Origin of the sequence: Aeromonas sp. sif2416 (genome assembly GCF_019218665.1) — a bacterium.
Classification (GTDB): domain Bacteria; phylum Pseudomonadota; class Gammaproteobacteria; order Enterobacterales; family Aeromonadaceae; genus Aeromonas; species Aeromonas encheleia.
This window is the reverse complement of sequence record NZ_JAHUXC010000007.1, coordinates 120,267-141,667: the sequence shown is the minus strand read 5'-3', so window position 1 is coordinate 141,667 and position 21,401 is coordinate 120,267. Positions and strand designations below refer to the sequence as shown.

Sequence of the window (21,401 nt, the reverse complement as noted above, 5' to 3'; positions counted from 1 at the left end):
AGTTTGAGGTCAGGTTTATGACAATCTTGCAGCAGGACAACCCGCTTCAGTCACACGAGGTGAGCCAGCTTTATGCCATCTTCACGGCGCTGCCGACCGGCGTGCTGCTGCTCGATGGGGAGGGTCGGATCACCCGCGCCAACCCGGCGGCGTTGGCCCTGCTGGGGGAGCCGCTGGAGGGCCAGTCCTGGCGCCAGATCATCGCCCGCTGTTTCCAGCCCCGCGAGGATGACGGTCACGAGATCTCCCTGAGCGATGGGCGCCGGGTGCAGCTCTCGACCCAGCCCTTGCCGGATCAGCCCGGCCAGCTGGTGTTCATCACCGATCTCACCGAGACCCGCCAGTTGCAAGACAGGGTCAACCACATGAAGCGGCTGTCGGCCCTCGGCAACATGGCCGCCTCCCTGGCTCACCAGATCCGCACCCCGCTCTCTGCCGCCATGCTCTATGCGGCCAACCTCGCCAACCGCACCCTCAAGCCGGAGTCGCGCACCCTGTTCCAGCAGAAGCTGATGGCCAGGCTGCAAGACCTGGAGAAGCAGATCAGCGACATCCTGCTGTTTGCCCGCAACGGCGACAACCAGGTGGTCGCCTCCGTCTCGGTACAGGGGCTGCTGGCGGAGGTGCAGGCTGGCGCCGAGGCGTTCTGCCAGCAGCAGGGCTGCACGCTGCATATAGAGGCGCCGGAGCCGGATCTCTGCCTGCTCGCCAACAGCAGCGCCCTGGCCGGTGCCATCAACAACCTGATCGCCAACGCCCAGCAGGCCGGGGCCGACTCCCTGCTGGTGAGTGCGGTGCGCAGCGGCGCCCGGGTGGAGATGCGCATCCTCGACAACGGCAAGGGGATACCCGCCCAACTGCTCAATCAGATTTTCGAACCCTTCTTCACCACCCGCTCCCAGGGCACCGGTCTGGGGCTGGCGGTGGTGCAATCCGTGGTGCGTGCTCATCAGGGGGAGGTCGGCGTGGCCTCGGTCCCCGGTGAGGGCACCTGTTTTACCCTGTCGTTCCCCCTGCATCAGCAAGCGATGCGGCTTGGCGGTGTGGCATGAACCCTATGTCGGCCGAGGCCATCCGGCCTGCGGTGATGAATGTCGATAAGGCCATATTGGCTGTGGTGGGAGGTGTGGCATGAGCCATGTCGGATCCCTGTTGAGCGCCGGTGGCGATGCCGTTTGGCCAATGTCAGTGAATATTGATGAGGCCATATTGGCCGTGGTGGGAGGTGTAGCATGACTCAGGCCCGGATCCTGGTGGTGGAAGATGACAGCGGCCTGCGCGAGGCGCTGGTGGATACCCTGCTGCTCGGCGGCTACGAGTGCCGCGAGGCGGACAGCGGCGAGCGGGCCCTGCTGACCCTGTCGCGCCAGAGCATCGACATGGTCATCTCCGACATCCAGATGGGGGGCATGGATGGCCTGACCCTGCTGGCCAACATCCGCCAGCAGTATCCCCAGGTGCCGGTGCTGCTGATGACGGCCCATGCCAACATCGACGGGGCGGTGCGCGCCATGCGCGAGGGCGCCATCGACTACCTCGCCAAGCCGTTCTCCCCCGAGGTGCTGCTCAACCAGGTCAGCCGCTACGTACCGCCTCAGAAGATCGAGAAGCGGGCCGTGGTGTACGGGGATCCCAAGACCGCCGAGCTGTTCCAGCTGGCGACCAGGGTGGCGAGGAGCGAGGCCACCGTCATGGTGACCGGGCCGAGCGGCACCGGCAAAGAGGTGCTGGCCCGCTACATCCACGACAACTCCAGCCGGGCCGAGCAGAGCTTCGTCGCCATCAACTGCGCCGCCATCCCGGAGAACATGCTGGAGGCGACCCTGTTCGGCTACGAGAAGGGCGCCTTCACCGGGGCGGTGCAAGGCTGCCCCGGCAAGTTCGAGCAGGCCCAGGGCGGCACCCTGCTGCTCGACGAGATCACCGAAATGGATCTGGGGCTGCAGGCCAAGCTGCTGCGGGTGTTGCAGGAGAAAGAGGTGGAGCGGCTCGGCAGCCGCAAGCTTATTCCCCTCGACGTGCGGGTCATCGCCACCAGCAATCGCGACCTCAAGAAGGCGGTGCAGGACGGGCTGTTTCGTGAGGATCTCTACTACCGGCTCAACGTCTTCCCGCTGCGCTGGAGCTCGCTCTGGGAGCGACCGGGCGACATATTGCCGCTGGCCGAGCACCTGTTGGCGCTCCATGCCGGTCAGCAGGGGCTGCCGGCGCCGCAGCTGGAGGCGGATGCGCGCGAGCGCCTGCTGGCCCACTCCTGGCCCGGCAACGTACGCGAGCTCGACAACGTGATGCAGCGAGCCCTGATCCTGAGCCCGGATGGGGTGATTGGCACGGCGCAGCTGATCCTGGAGGAGATGGACGAGGCGCTGGTGCGCCCGGCTGAGCGCCTGACGGGGGAGGGCCTGGGCGGCGAGCTCAAGCTGCAGGAGCATCAGATCATCCTCGACACCCTGCAGGAGTGCAGCGGCAGCCGCAAGGATGCCGCCGACCGGCTCGGCATCAGCCCGCGCACCCTGCGCTACAAGCTGGCCCAGATGCGGGACGCCGGCATCGAGCTGCCCGCCTGAGCGCATGGCCTTGACGGCCCGGCTCGATTATCATGGGGGCCTGACGATTTGAACCCAGGACCCTTGCCGCTGCCTGCAGGCGCGGGGTCTGACTGTGTTAGGGGACCCTTATGATCTCTCATCGAAAACTGGAAACCGTGCTCAACCACCTGCTCGAGCCCCATGCCATCAAGGACTACTGTCCCAATGGCCTGCAGGTGGAGGGGCGCGAGCGCATCCGCAAGGTGGTCACCGGCGTCACCGCCAGCCAGGCCCTGATCGATGCGGCCGTGGCGCTGGATGCCGACGCCATCCTGGTGCATCACGGCTACTTCTGGAGCGGGGAACCGGCCCAGATCACTGGCATGAAGCAGCGCCGCCTCAAGGCCCTGCTGACCCACGACATCAACCTGTTTGCCTATCACCTGCCGCTGGATGTGCACCCCGAGGTGGGCAACAACGCCCAGCTCGCCAAGCTGCTCGGCATCAAGGTGCGCCGTGGCCTGGAGCCCTGGAACAGCAAGAGCGTGGCCATTGTGGGCAAGCTGGAGCAGCCCATGAGCGGCAGCGATTTCGCAAAGCTTATTGCTGAGCGACTCGGCCGTGAGCCGCTTCACTGCGGTGACAGCGGCCCCGCACTCATCAGCTCAGTGGCCTGGTGCACCGGCGGTGGTCAGAGCTACATCAACCTGGCGGCGGAGCAGGGCATCGATGCCTTCATCTCCGGCGAGGCCTCCGAGCAGACCATCCACACCGCCCGCGAGATGGGGATGCACTTCTACGCCGCCGGCCATCACGCCACCGAGCGTTACGGCATCAAGGCGCTGGGGGAGTGGCTGGCGACGGTGCACGGGCTGGAGGTGACCTTTATCGATATCGACAATCCTGTCTAGGTTCGATTAGCCGCGTAGCGGCGTAATCGGACGTGACCGCAGCAATAGGTAGAAATGACAAGGGAGGCTGAAGCCTCCCTTGTTACATTTTGCATGCTGTGATTAGCGGCTACTCGCAGGCATGGCCCGCCGGGCCGAGCGCCACGCCATCCAGCAGGGCGGTGCCCTCCTGCATCCGCAGCCGCCCCTGGCAGAACCACTGCACCACCAGCGGGTAGATGCTGTGCTCCTGGGCCTGGACCCTGGCCGCCACCTCGTCTGCGTCATCCCCTTCGAAGATGGGCACCCGGGCCTGCAGGATCACCGGTCCGCCATCCAGCTCTTCGGTGACGAAGTGGACGCTGGCACCGTGCTCGCTGTCCCCCGCCTCGATGGCGCGCTGGTGGGTGTGCAGCCCCTGATACTTGGGCAGCAGGGAGGGGTGGATATTGATCATCCGCCCCGCGAAGTGGCGCACCAGATCGGCACTCAGGATCCGCATAAAGCCGGCCAGCACCACCAGATCCGGCTGATAGTCTGCCATCAGCGCCTGCAGGGCGACGTCATACTCGGCCCGGCTGGCAAACTGCTGCTGGGCCAGGATGGAGGTGGCCACCCCGGCCTCCTGAGCGCGCACCAGACCATAGGCATCGGCCTTGTTGCTGATGACGCCGACCACCTGGCCCGCTATCTTGCCGCTGGCGCAACTGTCGAGAATGACCTGCAGGTTGCTGCCGCTGCCGGAGATGAGTACCAGGATGCGTTTCATAGGGGAGGTCATTTGGCTGTTGATCCGGTCATTCATTGAATGATGACCTGCTCCTCACCATCGGCTGCCTTGGCGATATGGCCGATGTGCCATGCGTTCTCGCCTTCGGCCTTGAGCAGGGTCAGCGCCTTGTCCAGCTGATCCGCGGGCAGGGCGATGATCATGCCGACGCCGCAGTTGAAGGTACGGTACATCTCGTGACGGGTGACGTTGCCGGCCTGCTGCAGCCAGCCGAACACCGCCGGCCACTGCCAGCTCTGTTCGTCGATCACCGCCTGGGTGTTGGCGGGCAGCACGCGGGGGATGTTCTCCCAGAAGCCGCCGCCGGTGATGTGGGACAGCGCGTGGATCTCGCACTCCTTGATGAGCTTGAGCACCGGCTTCACATAGATGCGGGTCGGCTCCAGCAGGGCGTTGGCCAGGGTGGTCTCACCCAGCGGCTGGTGCACGTCGGCCTTGGAGACTTCCAGGATCTTGCGCACCAGGGAGAAGCCGTTGGAGTGGGGGCCGCTGGCGGCCAGGGCGATCAGGGCGTCCCCTTCGCCGACCTTGCTGCCATCGATGATCTCGCTCTTTTCCACCACACCGACGCAGAAACCGGCGATGTCGTAGTCTTCCCCTTCATACATGCCCGGCATCTCGGCGGTTTCGCCGCCCACCAGGGCGCAGCCGGATTGCTCGCAACCGGCACCTATGCCGGTCACCACGGCGGCGGCGGTGTCCACATCCAGCTTGCCGGTGGCGTAGTAGTCGAGGAAGAACAGCGGCTCGGCGCCTTGCACTATCAGGTCATTGACGCACATGGCCACCAGATCGATGCCGACGGTGTCGTGTTTTTTCAGATCGATGGCGAGACGCAGCTTGGTGCCCACCCCGTCGGTGCCCGAGACCAGCACCGGCTCCTTGTAGCCCGCAGGGATTTGACACAGGGCCCCAAAGCCGCCAAGACCACCAAGGACTTCAGGACGACGAGTGCGTTTTGACACGCCCTTGATACGTTCAACCAGTGCATTGCCGGCATCGATATCCACGCCAGCATCCTTGTAGCTCAGTGAGGTTTTGTCAGTCACGCGTATTCCCCGTCATATGAAGAAGTGGAGGGTAAAATTCGGGGCGTATTCTACCAGCGGCGGGGTAAAAGCAGAAAGGAAATCGTTTGCGCGTTTTTGCGTGGAAAAGCTCCACAAGCGGCGGCTTTTGTTGTATGATTCCGCGATTTTTTCGCGGCAGGTTAGAGGAGATAATAATGAAAGTCGTTGAAGTCAAACACCCCCTGGTCAAGCACAAGATCGGGCTGATGCGTGAAGGCGATATCAGCACCAAGCGTTTCCGTGAACTGGCCAAAGAAGTGGGCAGTTTGTTGACCTACGAAGCGACCTCTGACTTCGAAACCGAGAAAGTTACCATCGATGGCTGGAACGGGCCAGTGGAAGTTGACCAGATCAAGGGCAAGAAGGTCACTGTGGTGCCCATCCTGCGCGCCGGTCTTGGCATGATGGACGGTGTGCTCGAGCACATGCCAAGCGCCCGCGTCAGCGTGGTCGGCATCTACCGCGATGAAGAGACCCTGCAACCGGTTCCCTACTTCGAGAAGATCGTCAGCAACATCGAAGAGCGTCTGGCCCTGGTGATCGACCCCATGCTGGCCACCGGCGGCTCCATGATTGCCACCATCGACCTGCTCAAGAAGAAGGGCTGCCAGTCCATCAAGGTGCTGGTGCTGGTCGCCGCGCCGGAAGGCATCAAGGCGCTGGAAGCCGCTCACCCCGACGTGGAGCTCTACTGCGCCTCCGTCGATCAGGGCCTGAACGAGAAGGGCTACATTGTGCCTGGTCTGGGCGATGCCGGTGACAAGATCTTCGGCACCAAATAAACCCTGATGCCATAGCCCCTTCTGCTCGTGAGAGGGGGAAAACGAAGCCGGCATCTCGCCGGCTTCGCTGTTTATACAGTCCCCCGTCTTGCTGGGAAGCGCGCCTTGCCGCTACCATAAGCACCATCTCCCATTTCGAGAATCTTCTTTATGCTTAAACGCTTAGTGACGCTCCTCTGCTGCTCCCTGTCGTTGATGGTGTCGGCCGCCCAGGTGACCGATCTCTATCAGGGCAAGGCGCCGACCAGCGGTGACATGGCGGCCGCCCAGACCCAGGCACTGGGCGATGTCTTGATTAAAGTAACCGGCCGACGCGACATCCTCACCCAGCCGGCGGTGGTCAAGGCACTGGCCGCGCCGGGCGATTATGTACAGCACTACGGTTACCAGGATCTGGGGCCGGTCAAGTTCCTCAAGGCCGATTTCGACGTCACCAAGGTCAACGCCCTGATCGCCCAGAGCAAGTTCCCCCTGCTTGGCCCCGCCCGGCCGCAGATGGCGATCTGGCTGGTGGTCGATGAAGGGGAGCGCCGCATACTGCCGGATCAGTCAAGCGATGGCTGGGCCGCCGCGCTGCGTGCCCAGAGCCAGGCCATGGGCCTGCCAGTCAGCATTCCGCTGATGGATCTCGATGACAACATGGCGGTCAACGCCACCGACGTCTGGGGCCGCTTCGCCGATCCCATTCTCCAGGCGAGCCAGCGTTACGGTGCCGAGATGGTGGTGCTGGGCAAGCTGACGCCGGAGGGTGACAAAGAGGAGGGGAAATGGAGCATCGACTGGGGTCTCTATGGTCCCAAGGCGGGCGGTGAGCTGGCGGAGTTGACCAAGGGCGTCGGCTCAGGCTCCCAGGGCGAGGTGGCGCAGGGGATGGCCGATGCGCTGGCCGGCTGGCTGGTGCAACAATACGGCACCCGCCTGTCCGGCGTGGCCTCCAGCCAGACCCTGGTGGTGGAAGGCTTGTCCGGCATCGATGGCATGATCACGGTGCAGAAGATGCTGCAGGGCATGGCCAGCATCACCAAGGTGACGATCGGCAAGCTGGAGGGGGACAAGGTCACCTTCAACCTCTCCCTGCAGGGTGACAAGGCCGAGCTGGTACGCGGTCTGCAACTGGAGAGCCGCCTGCGCCAGATCGAAGACAATGAGAGCGGTTTGCGCTACCAATGGGCACAGCCCTGATCCTCTGCAGCCGAAGATAATGCGCGCAGTCTGCGTTACCAATGGTCGCACTGCCGATCTTTATTGAGGATCCAAACCGCCCGGCCGAGTCCGGGCGGTTCTCTATCTGCCGCGGCGATGATACACTTGGGCACAAATGTCACAGTCAAAGCCCAACGAGTGAAGCAACCGGCCCAACTGTCTTTAGCCGTACAATTACCGGATGATGAAACCTTCGTCAGTTTTTATCCCGGCAACAATGCCCATCTGATCACCGCCCTCAAGAACGCGGCCATCGGTCAGGGCGCGCCTTTCCTCTATTTCTGGGGAGCCAAGGGCTCGGGGCGTTCCCACCTGCTGCACGCCACCTGCGCCGAGGTCAACGCCCGCGATGCCGCCGCGGCCTATCTCTCCCTGGATCAGTTTGAACAGCTGGATCCCAGCATGCTCGATGCCCTCGAGAGCCTGCCGCTGGTCTGCCTCGACAGCCTGGAGGCCATCGCCGGCAATGCGCTCTGGGAGCGAGCCCTGTTCGACTTCTACAATCGCTGGAAAGAGAAAGGTGAGGGCACCCTGGTGGTGACCGGCTGCAGCGCCCCGCGCAAGCTGGGGCTGCAACTGCCGGATCTCGCCTCGCGCCTCGACTGGGGGGTGAGTTTCCACCTCGACGAGCTGGACGATGAGGGCAAGCTCAGCGCCCTGCAGCTGCGCGCCGAACTGCGGGGCTTCAAGCTGCCCATCGATGTGGGTCGCTTCCTGCTCAATCGGCTGTCACGCGACATGCGCACCCTGCTCGCTACCCTCAATCAACTCGATAACGCCTCCTTTCGCGCCAAGCGCAAGCTCACCATCCCCTTCGTCAAGGAGATCCTCGAGCTCTGACCCGGCGGTATTGCCCCGTTTCATGTCTCACGCGCAAAAAAAGAAACCCCGGCACCAGGCCGGGGTTTTTGTTCGCGTTATGCGGTCATCAGTGGAACTGATCTTCCTCGGTGGAGCCGGTCAGTGCCGTGACGGACGACTGGCCACCCTGAATGACGGTGGTCACCTTGTCGAAGTAACCGGTGCCCACTTCCTGCTGGTGCGCCACGAAGGTGTAGCCACGGCTGGCGGCGGCAAATTCCGGCTCCTGCACCATCTCGACGTAGTGCTTCATCCCCTCGCCACGGGCGTACTGGTAGGCCAGCTCGTACATGTGGAACCACATGTTGTGGATTCCAGCGAGCGTGATGAACTGGTACTTGTAGCCCATGTCGGACAGCTCCTGCTGGAAGCGGGCGATGGTGGCATCGTCCAGGTTCTTCTTCCAGTTGAAGCTGGGGGAGCAGTTGTAGGCCAGTATGGTGTCCGGGTACTGGGCCTTGATGGCTTCGGCAAACTGGCGCGCCTCGTCCAGATCCGGCTTGGCGGTTTCACACCACACCATGTCGGCGTAAGGGGCATAGGCCAGGCCGCGGGAGATGGCCTGCTCGATACCCGCCTGCACTTTGTAGAAGCCTTCTGCGGTGCGCTCACCGGTCAGGAAGCCGGCATCGTAAGGGTCGGCGTCCGTGGTCAGCAGGTCGGCGGCATTGGCGTCGGTACGGGCGATCACCAGGGTGGTGGTGCCGCAGACATCCGCTGCCAAACGTGCTGCGACCAGCTTCTGCACCGCTTCCTGGGTGGGGACCAGCACCTTGCCACCCATGTGGCCGCACTTCTTGACCGAGGCCAGCTGATCTTCGAAGTGCACGCCGGCGGCGCCCGCCTCAATCATGTTCTTCATCAGCTCGAAGGCGTTCAGCACGCCGCCGAAACCGGCTTCGGCATCCGCCACTATGGGCAGGAAGTAGTCGATGAAGCCGGCATCCTGCGGACCCAGCTTGTTGGCCCACTGGATCTGGTCGGCGCGGGCGAAGGAGTTGTTGATGCGCTCCACCACGGACGGTACCGAGTTGGCCGGGTAGAGGGACTGATCCGGGTACATGGTGGAGGAAAGGTTGTTATCTGCCGCCACCTGCCAGCCGGAGAGGTAGATCGCCTCGATGCCCGCCTTGGCCTGCTGCACCGCCTGGCCGCCGGTCAGGGCGCCGAGGCAGTTGACGTAGCCCTTCTTGGCGCCGCCGTGGATCAGCTCCCACAGCTTGTCGGCACCGCGCTGGGCCAGGGTATGTACCGGCTGCAGGCTGCCACGCAGGTTCACCACGTCTTCGGCGCTGTAGCCGCGTTTGATCCCTTTCCAGCGGGGGTTCTCTGCCCAGTCTTTCTCGATAGCCTGGATCTGTTGCTCACGGGTCAGTGCCATATCAGTTCCCTCTTTCATTGATTTCACGTTTCCATTGATTTGTTATGGACGAGCCCCGCCCGGGGCCCGGATTCAGAGCCGCTCGTAACCGGGCAGCGTCAGAAAATCGATCAGGGTGTCGGCGCAGGTGATCTGCTCCATCAGCTCGCTCGCCTCGGCAAAGCGGCCGGCCTGCCAGCGGGCATCGCCCAGCTCGGCTTTGACCACCTCCTGCTCCTCGGCCAGCATCTGGCGGAACAGCGCCTTGGTCACCACCTTGCCGTTGGAGAGGCTCTTGCCGTGGCGGATCCACTGCCAGATGGAGGTGCGGGAGATCTCGGCGGTGGCCGCGTCTTCCATCAGACCGTAGATGGGCACGCAGCCGTTGCCGCCGATCCAGGCTTCCAGATATTGCAGGGCGACCCGGATATTGGTGCGCATGCCGGCCTCGGTGCGCTCACCCTCGCAGGGGGCCAGCAGGTCGGCGGCGGTGATGGGGGCATCCTGTTCACGCAATACCCCGATCTGGTTCTTGGCGTCGGCCGGTATGGCGGCGTTGAATACCGCCATGGCGGTATCGGCGAGGCCGGGGTGAGCCACCCAGGTGCCGTCGTGACCGTTGTGGGCCTCCCGCTCCTTATCCGCCTTGACCTTGGCGAACACCTGCTCGTTGACGAGCGGATCCTTGGCGGGGATGAAGGCGGCCATGCCACCCATGGCCAGGGCACCGCGCTGGTGACAGGTCTTGATCAGCAGGCGTGAATAGGCGGAGAGGAAGGGCTTGTCCATGGTGACCACCTGGCGGTCCGGCAGCACCCTGTCCCCATGATCCTTGAGCGTCTTGATGTAGCTGAAGATGTAGTCCCAGCGGCCGCAGTTGAGCGCGACTATGTGATCCTTCATCTGATAGAGCAGCTCGTCCATCTCGAACACCGCCGGCAGGGTTTCGATGAGTACGGTGGCCTTGATGGTGCCGCGGGGCAGCCCGAACTTGTCTTCGGTCCAGGCGAACACCTCGCTCCACCAGCGCCCCTCCAGATGGCTCTGCAGCTTGGGCAGGTAGAAGTAGGGGCCTGAGCCTTTGGCCAGCAGCGCCTGATGGTTGTGCAAGAAGTAGAGCGCGAAGTCGAACAGGCCGCCGGGAATGGGGGCGCCGTCGAAGGTGACGTGTTTCTCCGGCAGGTGCAGGCCGCGCACCCGGCAGATCAGCACCGCCGGATCGGCCTTGAGGCTGTAGGATTTGCCCTCGGGGCTCTGGTAGGAGATGGTGCCATTGACCGCGTCGCGCAGGTTGATTTGGCCCTCGATCACCTTATTCCAGGCCGGTGCCAGGGAGTCTTCGAAGTCCGCCATAAACACTTTTACGTTGGCGTTGAGGGCGTTGATGACCATCTTGCGCTCGACCGGTCCGGTGATCTCCACACGGCGGTCTTGCAGATCGGCAGGGATGCCACGCACCGTCCAGCTGCCTTCGCGGATGTGGGCGGTTTCGGGCAGGAAGTCCGGCAATTCGCCGCCATCGATGCGGGCCTGGCGAGCCACCCGTTGTTTCAGCAGTTCATTGCGCTGAGGAGCGAAGCGTTCCACCAGTTCGGACACCAGGGCCACCGCATCCGGCGTCAGGATCTGCGCGTAATCGGGAAGCATCTCGCCTTGGATGCGCAGACGGTGGCTGCTGATGGTCTGGGCCGGTGCCGACATAGGTTTCACTCCTTTGAAAGTTACATTTTGAACTTACTAACTACGACTAACGTCTATATCCGTTTCTCTTAAACTCCCCGTAACAGCGGGGTAACACGACTCATAAGGTGCAAAATAATGCTTGGTTCGTCAACCTAATTTTTAAAACGGGTGTTTTTGACTGGTATTTAAGTTGATGTTTTTAATGGATTTATTTGATTGATGTAAAAGCTCTAGCTAGATGGTTATGCTCTTGGCCAGGCACCCGTTCAGGCGAAGGGAACGGGGACTGTCTCCAGCATGAAAAATGTAATTTATTACGTAATAAAATTACCAATGCAAAAACAAATCCCGACCTTACTCCAGGCTTTGCAAAAACATCTGTATGAAATACATCCTGCAAATGCCGTTGGCGTCTAGCTCCTGCAGGCATTGAATGGTGAACTGTTGTTTAAAACTGGATCCGGATGCATGGAGCGGATGGGGGTCTGGGGCCCCTGTCGTTGAAATGACGAGCAATAACGTAGGTTTGTATCAGCGAGCTGTGGGGAGAGGGGAGGGATGGGAGGGGATGCAGGTAGTGAATAATGCCAATAACCTGCGTCTATTTAGCATTTTGTTGTTTTTTTAGTCGACCGGATTTGGCCGGGGGAAAGGGCGGTGCGGAGTAGCAGAATTGGCCATGGATCCACCATCTGGCAGGCGGGGAGAGGGGCTCATTGGCCGGCTCAATAGTCATCGTCCGGGGCGGCGAGATCGATCACATCGAGCTGCACCATGTTGCCCGGTTCGGCGTCGGTGGCTTCGATGTCGGGATGCGGTGACGGAATAAGGGGCTGATCGGGTTGAAGTTCAACAGCTTGGGTCATGGATGCTTGCCTCATTGGATTGCAAGCCGGTTGGTGACTCCCTCACCCTGATGCCCACCTCCCTGTCTGAATGGCCGGCGGAAAAGTGGCGTATCCTAGCGACACTTTGTAAAAGCTTCAAGTGGTTCTGTATAAAAATCATGCCGCTCCCGAGGGGCCGGGTGCAGGAGATGGGGATGCGCGGTGAAGCAGATAAAGGAGGAAAGGGGACAAACAAGAATAGGGAGGAAAGTAGAGGGAGATCTGGGGATAAAAAAATAGCCCAGTCGTGGGACTGGGCTATTTCTCGGGGAAAATGGTCGGTGTGAGAGGATTCGAACCTCCGACCCTCTACACCCCATGCAGATGCGCTACCTGGCTGCGCTACACACCGACGAGGTCAGTTCGATCTGACGGAGGGAAGTCTAATGATCTGAGCAAGTGGGCGCAACTCCTTTTTTATCAGGGAGATGCCGATTGCTTCTTTATTGCGCAGACAAGATGCAACTTGGGCCATGGCGGGAGATTTGGCATAATCGCCGCCCACCCGAGATGGCGGCATCCGGCCGCGGCGGCGGGTGGCATATGGGCACCAAGCCGTCTGAGTTGTGAATACGGATAGAAACCTAAGAGGAGCGGGCGTGGAATCAGCAGAGAAGAGAACAGCCGAGATGCAGATCACCCAGGATGAGCGCTGGATGCAGCATGCCATGGCGCTGGCCAGCAAGGCGGAGGGGATCGGCGAGATCCCGGTCGGCGCCGTGCTGGTGTTGGGGGACGAGGTGATAGGCGAGGGCTGGAATCGCTCCATCAGCGAGCACGATGCCTGCGCCCACGCGGAAATCATGGCGATCCGCGCCGCCGGTACCCGACTGGCGAACTATCGGCTGCTCGACACCACCCTCTATGTGACGCTGGAGCCCTGCTGCATGTGCGCCGGCGCCCTCATCCACAGCCGGGTCAGGCGAGTGGTCTACGGGGCGCGGGATCTCAAGACTGGGGCCGCGGGCTCGGTGTTCGAGATCCTGCAGGACTCGCGGCACAATCACAGGGTGGAGATCCGTGGCGGCGTGCTGGCGGATGCCTGCTCGGCCCAGCTCTCGGCCTTCTTCAAGCGGCGCCGGGCCGAGCAGAAGGCGGCAAAACTGGCGGCAAAACAGGCGAGCGACGCCGCGTCCTGACCCCTGCGAGGGGAGCGGTCTGCCCCTCACTGAATGATGGGTCCAGTACCCTAGTCCAAACACCTCGTACAAACAAAGGGTTGGCCCCATTTCACCGCGACCATTTTCCTCAGCAATAACCTCTCTGCCTGCGCCTCGATGTAACAAAACTGTCATGCAACCGCCATATAATGCCGCCAAGCCTAGCTCACATTGAGGTTTTGCATGTCATCGGAATCGATCAACCTGGTCATGGCGGGCAGTAGAAAACGCCGGATCAAGGACAAGTTGGCCAAGTACGGGGTCACCACAGGCGGTGGTCTGGTATTGGTGGCCCTGTTGCTTATCTTCTTCTATCTGCTCTATGTGGTGAAACCCATCTTCAATGGCGCCAGCATGGAAGCGACCTCCTCCTTTACCCTGCCGGTGCAGGGCAAGACCGCCTGGCTCGGCGTCGAAGAACAGAACGAGATCGGTTATCGCTTCAGCGATCAGGGTCAGGTCAGCTTCTTCGCCGTGCAGCACGATGGCAACCTCAAGGTGGGTCAGGTGCTGGGTCAGGCCCAGATCGCGGGCAAGATCACCGCGGTCGCGACGCCGGCCCCTGGTCAGAAGCTGATCGCCTACGGCTTTGCCGATGGCAAGGCGCAGGTCGTCCAGCCTTACTTCAAGGTCTCCTATCCCGACGACGTGCGCGTCATCGAACCCAGCCTGCAGTATCCCTTCGGTGAGGAGCCCATGGTGGTCGATCCCCAGGGCAAGGCGCTCAAGGGCATGGTGTTCGAGGCGACCAAGGACAAGATGGCCGCCGCCGCCGTGACCGAGGATGGTCGTGGCGTGATGACGGTGCTGAGCGGCGAGGAGAACTTCCTCTCCGGCGAAGTTGAGTGGAGCAGCCAGAACTACGCCATTCCCTCCCTGCCGCGCCACGTGGATCAGATGCTGCTGACCCCCAACCTGCGCATCCTGTTCGTGCGCGAAGGCAACCGCCTGTCGATCTATGACATCCACAATCTCAGCGACATCTCCCTGCGCGACGTCATGGAGATCAATGCCCCCAACGCCAACGTGACCAAGGTCGAGCTGCTCTCCGGCGCCTCCTCCCTGCTGGTGGGCAACGACAACGGTGTCATCTCCCAGTGGTTCGAAGTGGCGAAGGATGGCAAGCGCCAGTTCGCCCAGATCCGCGACTTCAAGGGCGATGGTCCGGTCGACCTGCTGACCCCCGAGCACTTTCGCAAGGGCTTCATCAGCGGCGCCAAGGACGGTACCGTCAGCTTCTTCCACGCCACCGGCGAGTCCAAGCTGCTGAGCGAGAAGATCGAGGGCGGTGCCCTGGCGGCGCTCGCCATCTCCCCCCGCCACAACCTGTTGCTGATGCAGCAGGAGAACACCTTCAAGCTGTTCGACGTCGAGAACGAGCACCCCGAGGTGACCTGGTCGGCTCTGTGGCAAGAGGTGTGGTACGAGGGCTATCCCGAGCCCATGTATGTGTGGCAATCGACCTCCGCCAGCAACGACTTCGAGGCCAAGCTGAGCCTGGTGCCGCTGGTGTTCGGGACCCTCAAGGCCTCTTTCTACGCCATGCTGTTCGCGGTGCCGCTCGGGGTGGCCGGTGCCATCTACACCGCTTACTTCATGTCGGCGGGGCTGCGCAAATACGTCAAGCCGACGGTGGAAATCATGGCGGCACTGCCGACCGTGATCCTGGGCTTCCTGGCCGGTCTCTGGCTCGCCCCCATCATCGAGGGTTCGCTGCCCGGGGTGATACTGCTGCTGATCCTGCTGCCGATGGGCATGTTGCTGACCGCGCTGGCCTGGAACTACCTGCCGGAGCGTGGCCGCTCCTGGTTGCCTGACGGTTGGCACGCCATTCTGCTCATTCCGGTGCTGCTGCTGATCGGCTGGGGGGCCTTCGCCCTGAGCCCGCTCATCGAGAACGCCTTTATGCACGGGGATTCCCGCATCTGGCTGACCCACGAGATGGGCATCAAGTTTGACCAGCGCAACTCCCTGGTGGTCGGCATCGCCATGGGCTTCGCGGTCATACCCACCATCTTCTCCATCGCCGAGGATGCTGTGTTCTCGGTGCCCAAGCACCTCACTCAAGGGTCTCTGGCGCTCGGCGCCACCCCTTGGCAGACCCTGAGCCGGGTGGTGATCCTGACCGCGAGTCCGGGCATCTTCTCGGCGGTGATGATGGGCCTTGGCCGCGCCGTGGGCGAGACCATGATAGTGCTGATGGCGACCGGCAATACCCCCATCATGGACTTCTCCATGTTCCAGGGGCTGCGCACCCTGGCGGCGAACATCGCGGTGGAGATGCCGGAGTCGGAAGTGGGCAGTTCCCACTACCGGGTGCTGTTCCTCGCGGCCTTCGTCCTGTTTGTATTCACCTTTATGTTCAACACCCTGGCCGAGTTCATTCGTCAGCGGTTGCGCGAAAAATACAGCTCTCTGTAAGGGGCCGTTCTGTATATGGACAAGGAATCAACAATGGGTAAGTGGTTTAAATCAGGGGCCCCCTGGATCTGGATGACAGGCGGCGCCGTCAGCCTGAGTCTGGTGGCGGTACTGGGTCTGTTGCTGCTGATCGGCTGGCGTGGTCTGGTCTACTTCTGGCCTCACCCCATCTACGAATGGCAGCTGGAAGACGCCAGCGGCAACAAGAGCGTGCTGATCGGCGAGATCAACGATCGCGAGCTGGTGCCGGTCGAGCGGTTGCGCTCCGCCGGCCAGGCGCTGGAAGGGGAGGAGCGTGAGCAGCTGACCCGTTATCTGGTCAAGACCGGCAACCGCGAGTTCGTCGACCTCGATTTCCGCTGGGTGCTGGAGACCGACATTAAGTCCCGGACCCAGCCGGCCGAGCTGGCCATGGTGGAGCGCACCACCAACGGCAACTTCTACGGCTACATCGTCGGGGTGAAGGAGGATGGCCGCGAGCTGAGCCAGGACTTGCATCCCGCCCTGCAGCGGGTGCTGGCCCGTGCCAACGCGCTCTCCGAACAGGCCAACGATCTGCAAAAGGGTGATATCGGCAGCATCAACTATCAGCTGGAGCGACTGCGCCTCAAGGAGCGCAAGGCCGAGCTGGAGGACGAGCTGACCGAGGCGCTCAAGGCGGATCTCGCCGCGCAGCGTCAGGCGCTGAACGATCGTTATCAGGTGCTGGAGAAGGAGCTGTTCTCCCTGCGCAGCGAGGCGGATCGGGACGCCATCACGGTCAAGGACATGCGTGGCGAGCTCATCACCATGCCCATGTCCAAGGTGCTGGATGTGGTATGGCCCAACGACATGAGCCTGCCGGCCAAGGTGGGACACTGGTTCCATCAGATCGGCAAGTTCGTCTCAGACGATCCCCGTGAGGCCAACACCGAGGGCGGCGTGTTCCCGGCCATCTTCGGCACCGTGTTCATGGTGTTGCTGATGGCGGTCATCGTCACCCCGCTCGGGGTGGTGGCGGCGGTCTACCTGCACGAGTATGCGGGCAAGAATAACCTGACCAAGATCATCCGCATCGCGGTGATCAACCTGGCGGGGGTCCCCTCCATCGTATACGGCGTGTTTGGCCTCGGCTTCTTCGTCTACACGCTCGGTGGTTCGTTAGACCAGCTGTTCTATCCGGAAGCGCTGCCGAGCCCGACCTTTGGCTCCCCCGGTGTCATCTGGTCGGCGCTGACCCTGGCCATCCTGACCCTGCCGGTGGTGATCGTCTCCACCGAAGAGGGGCTGGCCCGAATTCCGAGCACCATACGTCAAGGCTCCCTGGCATTGGGGGCCACCCAGGCCGAGACCCTGTGGCGCATAGTGCTGCCCATGGCGAGCCCGGCCATTATGACAGGCCTCATCCTGGCGATAGCCCGGGCGGCGGGTGAAGTGGCACCGCTGATGCTGGTGGGGGTGGTCAAGCTGGCTCCGACCCTGCCGATGGATGGCAACTTCCCGTACCTGCACGTGGAGCGCAAGTTCATGCACCTCGGCTTCCACATCTACGACGTCGGCTTCCAGAGCCCGAACGTCGAGGCGGCGCGGCCCCTGGTGTATGCCACCTCGTTCCTGCTGGTGACGGTGATCGTCGGCCTGAACCTGACGGCCATCGGTATTCGTAACCACTTGCGCGAGAAATTCCGCTCTTTGGAGCACTGATGATGAACCTGACGGGCATCATGGGTATCCGCAACCACCTGCGCGAGAAATTCCGGTCGCTGGAACATTAATCCGGCCACCCCTGAGACAAGAGATGCGTGGCCCAGCGGCTGCCATCAACAGCATGATGGTCGCCGGAGTGTATCCGGCCACCCTGGACTGATTTGAGGTAACAGATGATCAACGTAACACCGACTTCGACCCAGCATACCGCCCTGGACCTGCTCAACCTGAGCCCGGAACAGACCGCGCTGGAGGTCAAGGATCTCAACCTGTATTACGGCAACAAGCAGGCGCTGTTCAACGTCAACATGAAGATCCCGAAAGGGCAGGTGACGGCTTTCATCGGCCCATCCGGCTGCGGCAAGTCGACCCTGCTGCGCTGCATCAACCGGATGAACGATCTGGTGGAGATCTGCCGCATCGAGGGGGAAATCCAGCTGCACGGCCACAACATCTATGACAAGAGCGTGGATGTCTCCGCCCTGCGCCGTCAGGTGGGCATGGTGTTCCAGCGCCCGAACCCATTCCCCAAGTCCATCTACGAGAACGTGGTCTATGGCCTGCGCCTGCAGGGCATCAACGACAGACGCACCCTGGATGAGGCTGCCGAGCGTTCACTGCGCGGCGCCGCGCTGTGGGACGAGGTGAAGGATCGCTTGCACGACAATGCGTTCGGGCTGTCCGGTGGTCAGCAGCAGCGGCTGGTGATCGCCCGTGCCATCGCCATCGAGCCGGAAGTGCTGCTGCTCGATGAACCAACCTCGGCGCTCGACCCCATCTCGACCCTCACCATCGAGGAGCTGATCAACGAGCTCAAGAGCCAGTTCACCGTGGTGATAGTGACCCACAACATGCAGCAGGCGGCGCGGGTGTCGGATCAGACCGCCTTCATGTACATGGGTGAGCTCATCGAGTACTCGAACACCAACACCATCTTCACCACCCCGGCCAAGAAGAAGACCGAAGACTACATCACCGGTCGTTACGGCTAAGAGATGAGGATGACTGACATGCACGACCAGAAACAGATTGGCGGTCGGTTCAACGGCTAAGGCATAATCGGAGCAACAAGGATTATTTGTATGGACAATATGAACCTCAATAAACACATCTCCGGTCAGTTCAATGCCGAGCTCGAGAACGTGCGCAACCAGGTGCTGGTGATGGGCGGTCTGGTGGAGCAGCAGCTGACCGACGCCATCTCGGCCATCCACATCCAGGATCTGGACGCGGCGCGCAAGATAGTGGCGAACGACCACAAGGTCAACGCCATGGAAGTGGCCATCGACGAGGAGTGCACCCGCATCATCGCCAAGCGTCAGCCGACCGCGTCCGACCTGCGACTGGTGATGGCCATCATCAAGACCATCACGGATCTGGAGCGCATCGGCGACGTGGCGGACAAGATCGCCCGCATGCTGACCGACAACGCCAACAAGCCGCAGCCGCCGCTGGTGTCGCTCGAGAACATGGGCCGTCGCACCATCAAGATGCTGCACGACGTGCTCGACGCCTTCGCCCGCATGGATCTGGAGGCGGCCATCGCCGTCTACAAGGAAGATGACAAGGTGGATCGGGAGTACGAGTCCATCATCCGCGAGCTGATGACCTACATGATGGAAGATCCGCGCACCATTCCCCAGGTACTGAACGTGCTGTGGGCGGCGCGGGCCATCGAGCGGGTCGGCGATCGCTGCCAGCACATCTGCGAGTACATCGTCTACTACGTCAAGGGCAAGGACGTACGCCACACCAAGGCCGATGAACTGAGCGACCTGCTCGGCAAGCATTGAGTCAGAAATGAATAAAAAGGCGCATTGAGCGCCTTTTTTGTTGCATTGGGCGACAGGTTAAGATAACGCCACCCAATGGGCGCTTTTCTGCTAGAATACTGCCCCTGTGTGAGTCCCGGATGGACTCACGGTCTGGTATCCCGGGCCCAGTTTGCCGTCTTGTGCTAAGGCGGCTGTCGCAATAGGTCAATCATGAGTTTTGCCGATAGTTTATTCTTTTTAATGCTGCTGGTAGCCGGCAGCGTGTTCTTCTCCCTCTCCGAGATCTCTCTCGCCGCCTCCCGCAAGATCAAGTTGCAGGTGATGGCCGACGAGGGAAACCGCCATGCCGAAAAAGTGCTGGCGCTGCAGGCCCAGCCGGGTAACTTCTTCACCGTGGTGCAGATAGGCCTCAACACCGTCGCCATCCTGGGTGGCATCCTGGGCGAATCCGCCCTGAACCCGGCCATCAAGACCTTCATCACCAGCTTCTATCAGGGCCCCTGGCTCTCCCAGATAAGCTCGGTCGTCTCTTTCGTGGTCGTCACCAGCCTCTTTATCCTGATCGCCGACCTGATGCCCAAACGCCTCGCCATGAGCATGCCGGAGCGGGTTGCCGTGGTGGTGGTGCGTCCCATGCTGCTGTGCGTGACCCTGCTGATGCCGCTGGTGTGGTTCTTCAACGGCATGGCGAACGCGTTGTTCCGCCTGCTGCGGGTCTCCATGATCCGCAACGACGAGATCACCTCGGACGACATCTATGCGGTGATGGATGCGGGCGCCGAGGCGGGGGTCATCCAGCGTGAGGAGCATCAGCTCATCGAGAACGTGTTCGAGTTGCAATCCCTCGGCGTCACCTCCGCCATGACGGCCCGCGAGAGCCTCATCTACTTCACCCTGCAAGAGGGCGAAGAGAGCATCAAGGCCAAGATCGCCGAGCACCCCCACAACAAGTTCCTGGTGTGTGACCACAACCTCGACAGCATCAAGGGCTTCGTCGACGCCAAGGAGCTGCTGATCCGCGTCATCAGCGGCCAGAGCATCGATCTCAACAGCGGCTCCCTGGTGCAGAGCGTAATCATCATCCCCGACACCCTGAACCTCTACGAGGCGATGGAGTACTTCAAGAATCATCGGGGCGACTTCGCCGTGGTGATGAACGAATACGCCCTGGTGGTGGGGATAGTCACCATGAACGATCTGATGAGCACCGTCATGGGCGAGTGGGCCACCCATGCGATGGAAGAGCAGATAGTGCAGCGGGATGAGAACTCCTGGCTGGTGGACGGGGTCACCCCCATCTCCGACGTGATGCGGGCCTTCGACATCGAGGAGTTCCCGGGGAACCAGAACTACGAGACCATCGCCGGTTTCATCATGTTCATGCTGCGCAAGATCCCCAAGCGCACCGACTCGGTGAAATACGCGGGCTACAAGTTCGAAGTGGTGGACATCGACAGCTACAAGATCGATCAGCTGCTGGTCACCCGGGTCGAACCCATCGCGAGCGACAAGCTGGCGCAGGAGTCACATCCGGCGGTCTGATCGGGAAGCTTGACCCAAGTGGGCCGGTTTTCGTTAGAATGCGTTGACGATAAGTGTGAAGTGGTGGACCGGGCCGGGATGAGCCGCAGGACCACCAGGAACCCATAGTGACCGAGAAGGTCGTTCAGGAGTCATGAAGATGCCGTCTTATTCCCGTGCGCTGGCCTGTGTGGCGCTGGCCATCGCCCTGGGGGCCTGCAGCCAGAGCGCGCCCCGCAAGCCCGCCGCCGCGGCCAAGCCCGCAGCCCCCCAGGTCGCCGTCGTGGTGCCGCAGCCGGATCCCGACGCCGTGGTGCAAAGCGCCGTGGCAGAGCCAAGCCCGGTGTTCGATGAGGAGTATCAGGGGCCGGAGCAGGGATCCCTGGAGTCGGTGACGGCCCTGTTTGCCCGTGGCTACATCGAGTCCGCCATGCGCGAGACCATGCTGGCGGCGGTGCACAGCGACTACCCGCTGCTCGGCATGCGGGACGTGCGACTGACGGATCCCGTGCCTAAGTTCCTCACCTCCGCTCAGGCGCGTACCACGGCCCATGACTACCTCTATGCCGGGGTGCAACGCAGGCTGGGTCGCCCCCTGAGCCCGGCCCAGTGGGAGCAGATCTGGCAAGGCCTGCCCCAGCAGGGACGTGTCTCCGACTGGGTCAAGCAGACCAAGCGGGTGCTGGCGGGGCGCTAAACCGTCACCACAGATAAGAGTGAGGCCACCCCAGGGTGGCCTCACTCTTTTCTGCCTTCTGCCTTCTGCCTTCTGCCTTCTGCCTTC

At 61.9% G+C, this 21,401-nt stretch carries 18 protein-coding genes and 1 tRNA gene; 13 read left to right on the top strand and 6 right to left on the bottom strand.

From position 1 onward, the window contains the following. Positions 1-17 precede the first annotated feature (17 nt). The 3 genes from KW821_RS14480 to KW821_RS14470 all read left to right on the top strand — a co-directional run bounded on the left by KW821_RS14480 (position 18) and on the right by KW821_RS14470 (position 3,439). A complete protein-coding gene (locus KW821_RS14480; RefSeq protein WP_218291938.1) occupies positions 18-1,052 on the top strand; it encodes a PAS domain-containing sensor histidine kinase in 1,035 nt (344 codons plus the stop codon). Positions 1,053-1,232: 180 nt separating this feature from the next. Further along, positions 1,233-2,567, top strand: coding sequence for a sigma-54 dependent transcriptional regulator (locus KW821_RS14475; RefSeq protein WP_218291937.1), 1,335 nt, complete (start codon positions 1,233-1,235; stop codon positions 2,565-2,567). A 110-nt stretch (positions 2,568-2,677) separates the two neighbouring features. Further along, complete coding sequence (locus KW821_RS14470) at positions 2,678-3,439, top strand: Nif3-like dinuclear metal center hexameric protein (RefSeq protein WP_218291936.1); 762 nt, start codon at positions 2,678-2,680, stop codon at positions 3,437-3,439. Between the two features lie 109 nt (positions 3,440-3,548). On the opposite strand, the gene purN is transcribed toward KW821_RS14470, so the two are convergent. Next, positions 3,549-4,187 (bottom strand): phosphoribosylglycinamide formyltransferase, encoded by a 639-nt coding sequence (gene purN, locus KW821_RS14465; RefSeq protein ID WP_218291935.1) that lies wholly within the window; start codon positions 4,185-4,187, stop codon positions 3,549-3,551. A 32-nt stretch (positions 4,188-4,219) separates the two neighbouring features. Beyond that, positions 4,220-5,257: a phosphoribosylformylglycinamidine cyclo-ligase gene (gene purM / locus KW821_RS14460; RefSeq protein WP_218291934.1), complete on the bottom strand. Its 1,038-nt coding sequence runs from the start codon at positions 5,255-5,257 to the stop codon at positions 4,220-4,222. A 176-nt stretch (positions 5,258-5,433) separates the two neighbouring features. Between purM and upp the strand changes: the two genes are divergently transcribed. From upp to hda, 3 genes are all read left to right on the top strand, one after another. Continuing rightward, positions 5,434-6,060 (top strand): uracil phosphoribosyltransferase, encoded by a 627-nt coding sequence (gene upp / locus KW821_RS14455; protein WP_005320172.1) that lies wholly within the window; start codon positions 5,434-5,436, stop codon positions 6,058-6,060. Between the two features lie 150 nt (positions 6,061-6,210). Next, complete coding sequence (locus KW821_RS14450; RefSeq protein WP_218291933.1) at positions 6,211-7,242, top strand: DUF2066 domain-containing protein; 1,032 nt, start codon at positions 6,211-6,213, stop codon at positions 7,240-7,242. A 159-nt stretch (positions 7,243-7,401) separates the two neighbouring features. After that, positions 7,402-8,103, top strand: coding sequence for a DnaA inactivator Hda (hda, locus tag KW821_RS14445; RefSeq protein WP_033131154.1), 702 nt, complete (start codon positions 7,402-7,404; stop codon positions 8,101-8,103). 88 nt (positions 8,104-8,191) lie between these two features. Here the strand turns inward: hda and aceA are convergent, their stop codons facing one another. The 4 genes from aceA to KW821_RS14425 all read right to left on the bottom strand — a co-directional run bounded on the left by aceA (position 8,192) and on the right by KW821_RS14425 (position 12,406). Then, positions 8,192-9,505: an isocitrate lyase gene (aceA, locus tag KW821_RS14440; protein WP_218291932.1), complete on the bottom strand. Its 1,314-nt coding sequence runs from the start codon at positions 9,503-9,505 to the stop codon at positions 8,192-8,194. Positions 9,506-9,577: 72 nt separating this feature from the next. Continuing rightward, positions 9,578-11,185 carry a malate synthase A gene (gene aceB, locus KW821_RS14435; RefSeq protein ID WP_218291931.1) on the bottom strand — a complete coding sequence of 536 codons (1,608 nt, stop codon included), beginning with the start codon at positions 11,183-11,185 and terminating at the stop codon, positions 9,578-9,580. A gap of 707 nt (positions 11,186-11,892) precedes the next feature. Then, positions 11,893-12,033, bottom strand: coding sequence for a hypothetical protein (locus tag KW821_RS14430; RefSeq protein ID WP_218291930.1), 141 nt, complete (start codon positions 12,031-12,033; stop codon positions 11,893-11,895). A gap of 296 nt (positions 12,034-12,329) precedes the next feature. Beyond that, positions 12,330-12,406: transfer RNA gene (locus KW821_RS14425), tRNA-Pro, on the bottom strand. Between the two features lie 277 nt (positions 12,407-12,683). Here KW821_RS14425 and tadA point away from each other — a divergent pair. From tadA to KW821_RS14390, 7 genes are all read left to right on the top strand, one after another. Further along, entirely contained in the window at positions 12,684-13,193 is a 510-nt protein-coding gene (gene tadA, locus KW821_RS14420; RefSeq protein WP_218291997.1) for a tRNA adenosine(34) deaminase TadA, read from the top strand. Positions 13,194-13,397: 204 nt separating this feature from the next. After that, complete coding sequence (locus tag KW821_RS14415; RefSeq protein WP_218291929.1) at positions 13,398-15,635, top strand: ABC transporter permease subunit; 2,238 nt, start codon at positions 13,398-13,400, stop codon at positions 15,633-15,635. 33 nt (positions 15,636-15,668) lie between these two features. After that, the gene (gene pstA / locus KW821_RS14410; protein WP_042654557.1) at positions 15,669-17,318 is read left to right on the top strand and encodes a phosphate ABC transporter permease PstA; all 1,650 of its coding nucleotides are present in this window, start codon (positions 15,669-15,671) and stop codon (positions 17,316-17,318) included. 176 nt (positions 17,319-17,494) lie between these two features. Continuing rightward, positions 17,495-18,313: a phosphate ABC transporter ATP-binding protein PstB gene (gene pstB, locus KW821_RS14405; protein WP_042654558.1), complete on the top strand. Its 819-nt coding sequence runs from the start codon at positions 17,495-17,497 to the stop codon at positions 18,311-18,313. A 90-nt stretch (positions 18,314-18,403) separates the two neighbouring features. Next, a complete protein-coding gene (phoU, locus tag KW821_RS14400) occupies positions 18,404-19,114 on the top strand; it encodes a phosphate signaling complex protein PhoU (RefSeq protein ID WP_025327511.1) in 711 nt (236 codons plus the stop codon). A 192-nt stretch (positions 19,115-19,306) separates the two neighbouring features. Next, the gene (locus KW821_RS14395) at positions 19,307-20,638 is read left to right on the top strand and encodes a hemolysin family protein (protein ID WP_042654559.1); all 1,332 of its coding nucleotides are present in this window, start codon (positions 19,307-19,309) and stop codon (positions 20,636-20,638) included. 133 nt (positions 20,639-20,771) lie between these two features. Further along, positions 20,772-21,314 (top strand): hypothetical protein, encoded by a 543-nt coding sequence (locus KW821_RS14390; RefSeq protein ID WP_218291928.1) that lies wholly within the window; start codon positions 20,772-20,774, stop codon positions 21,312-21,314. Positions 21,315-21,401: the final 87 nt, after the last annotated feature.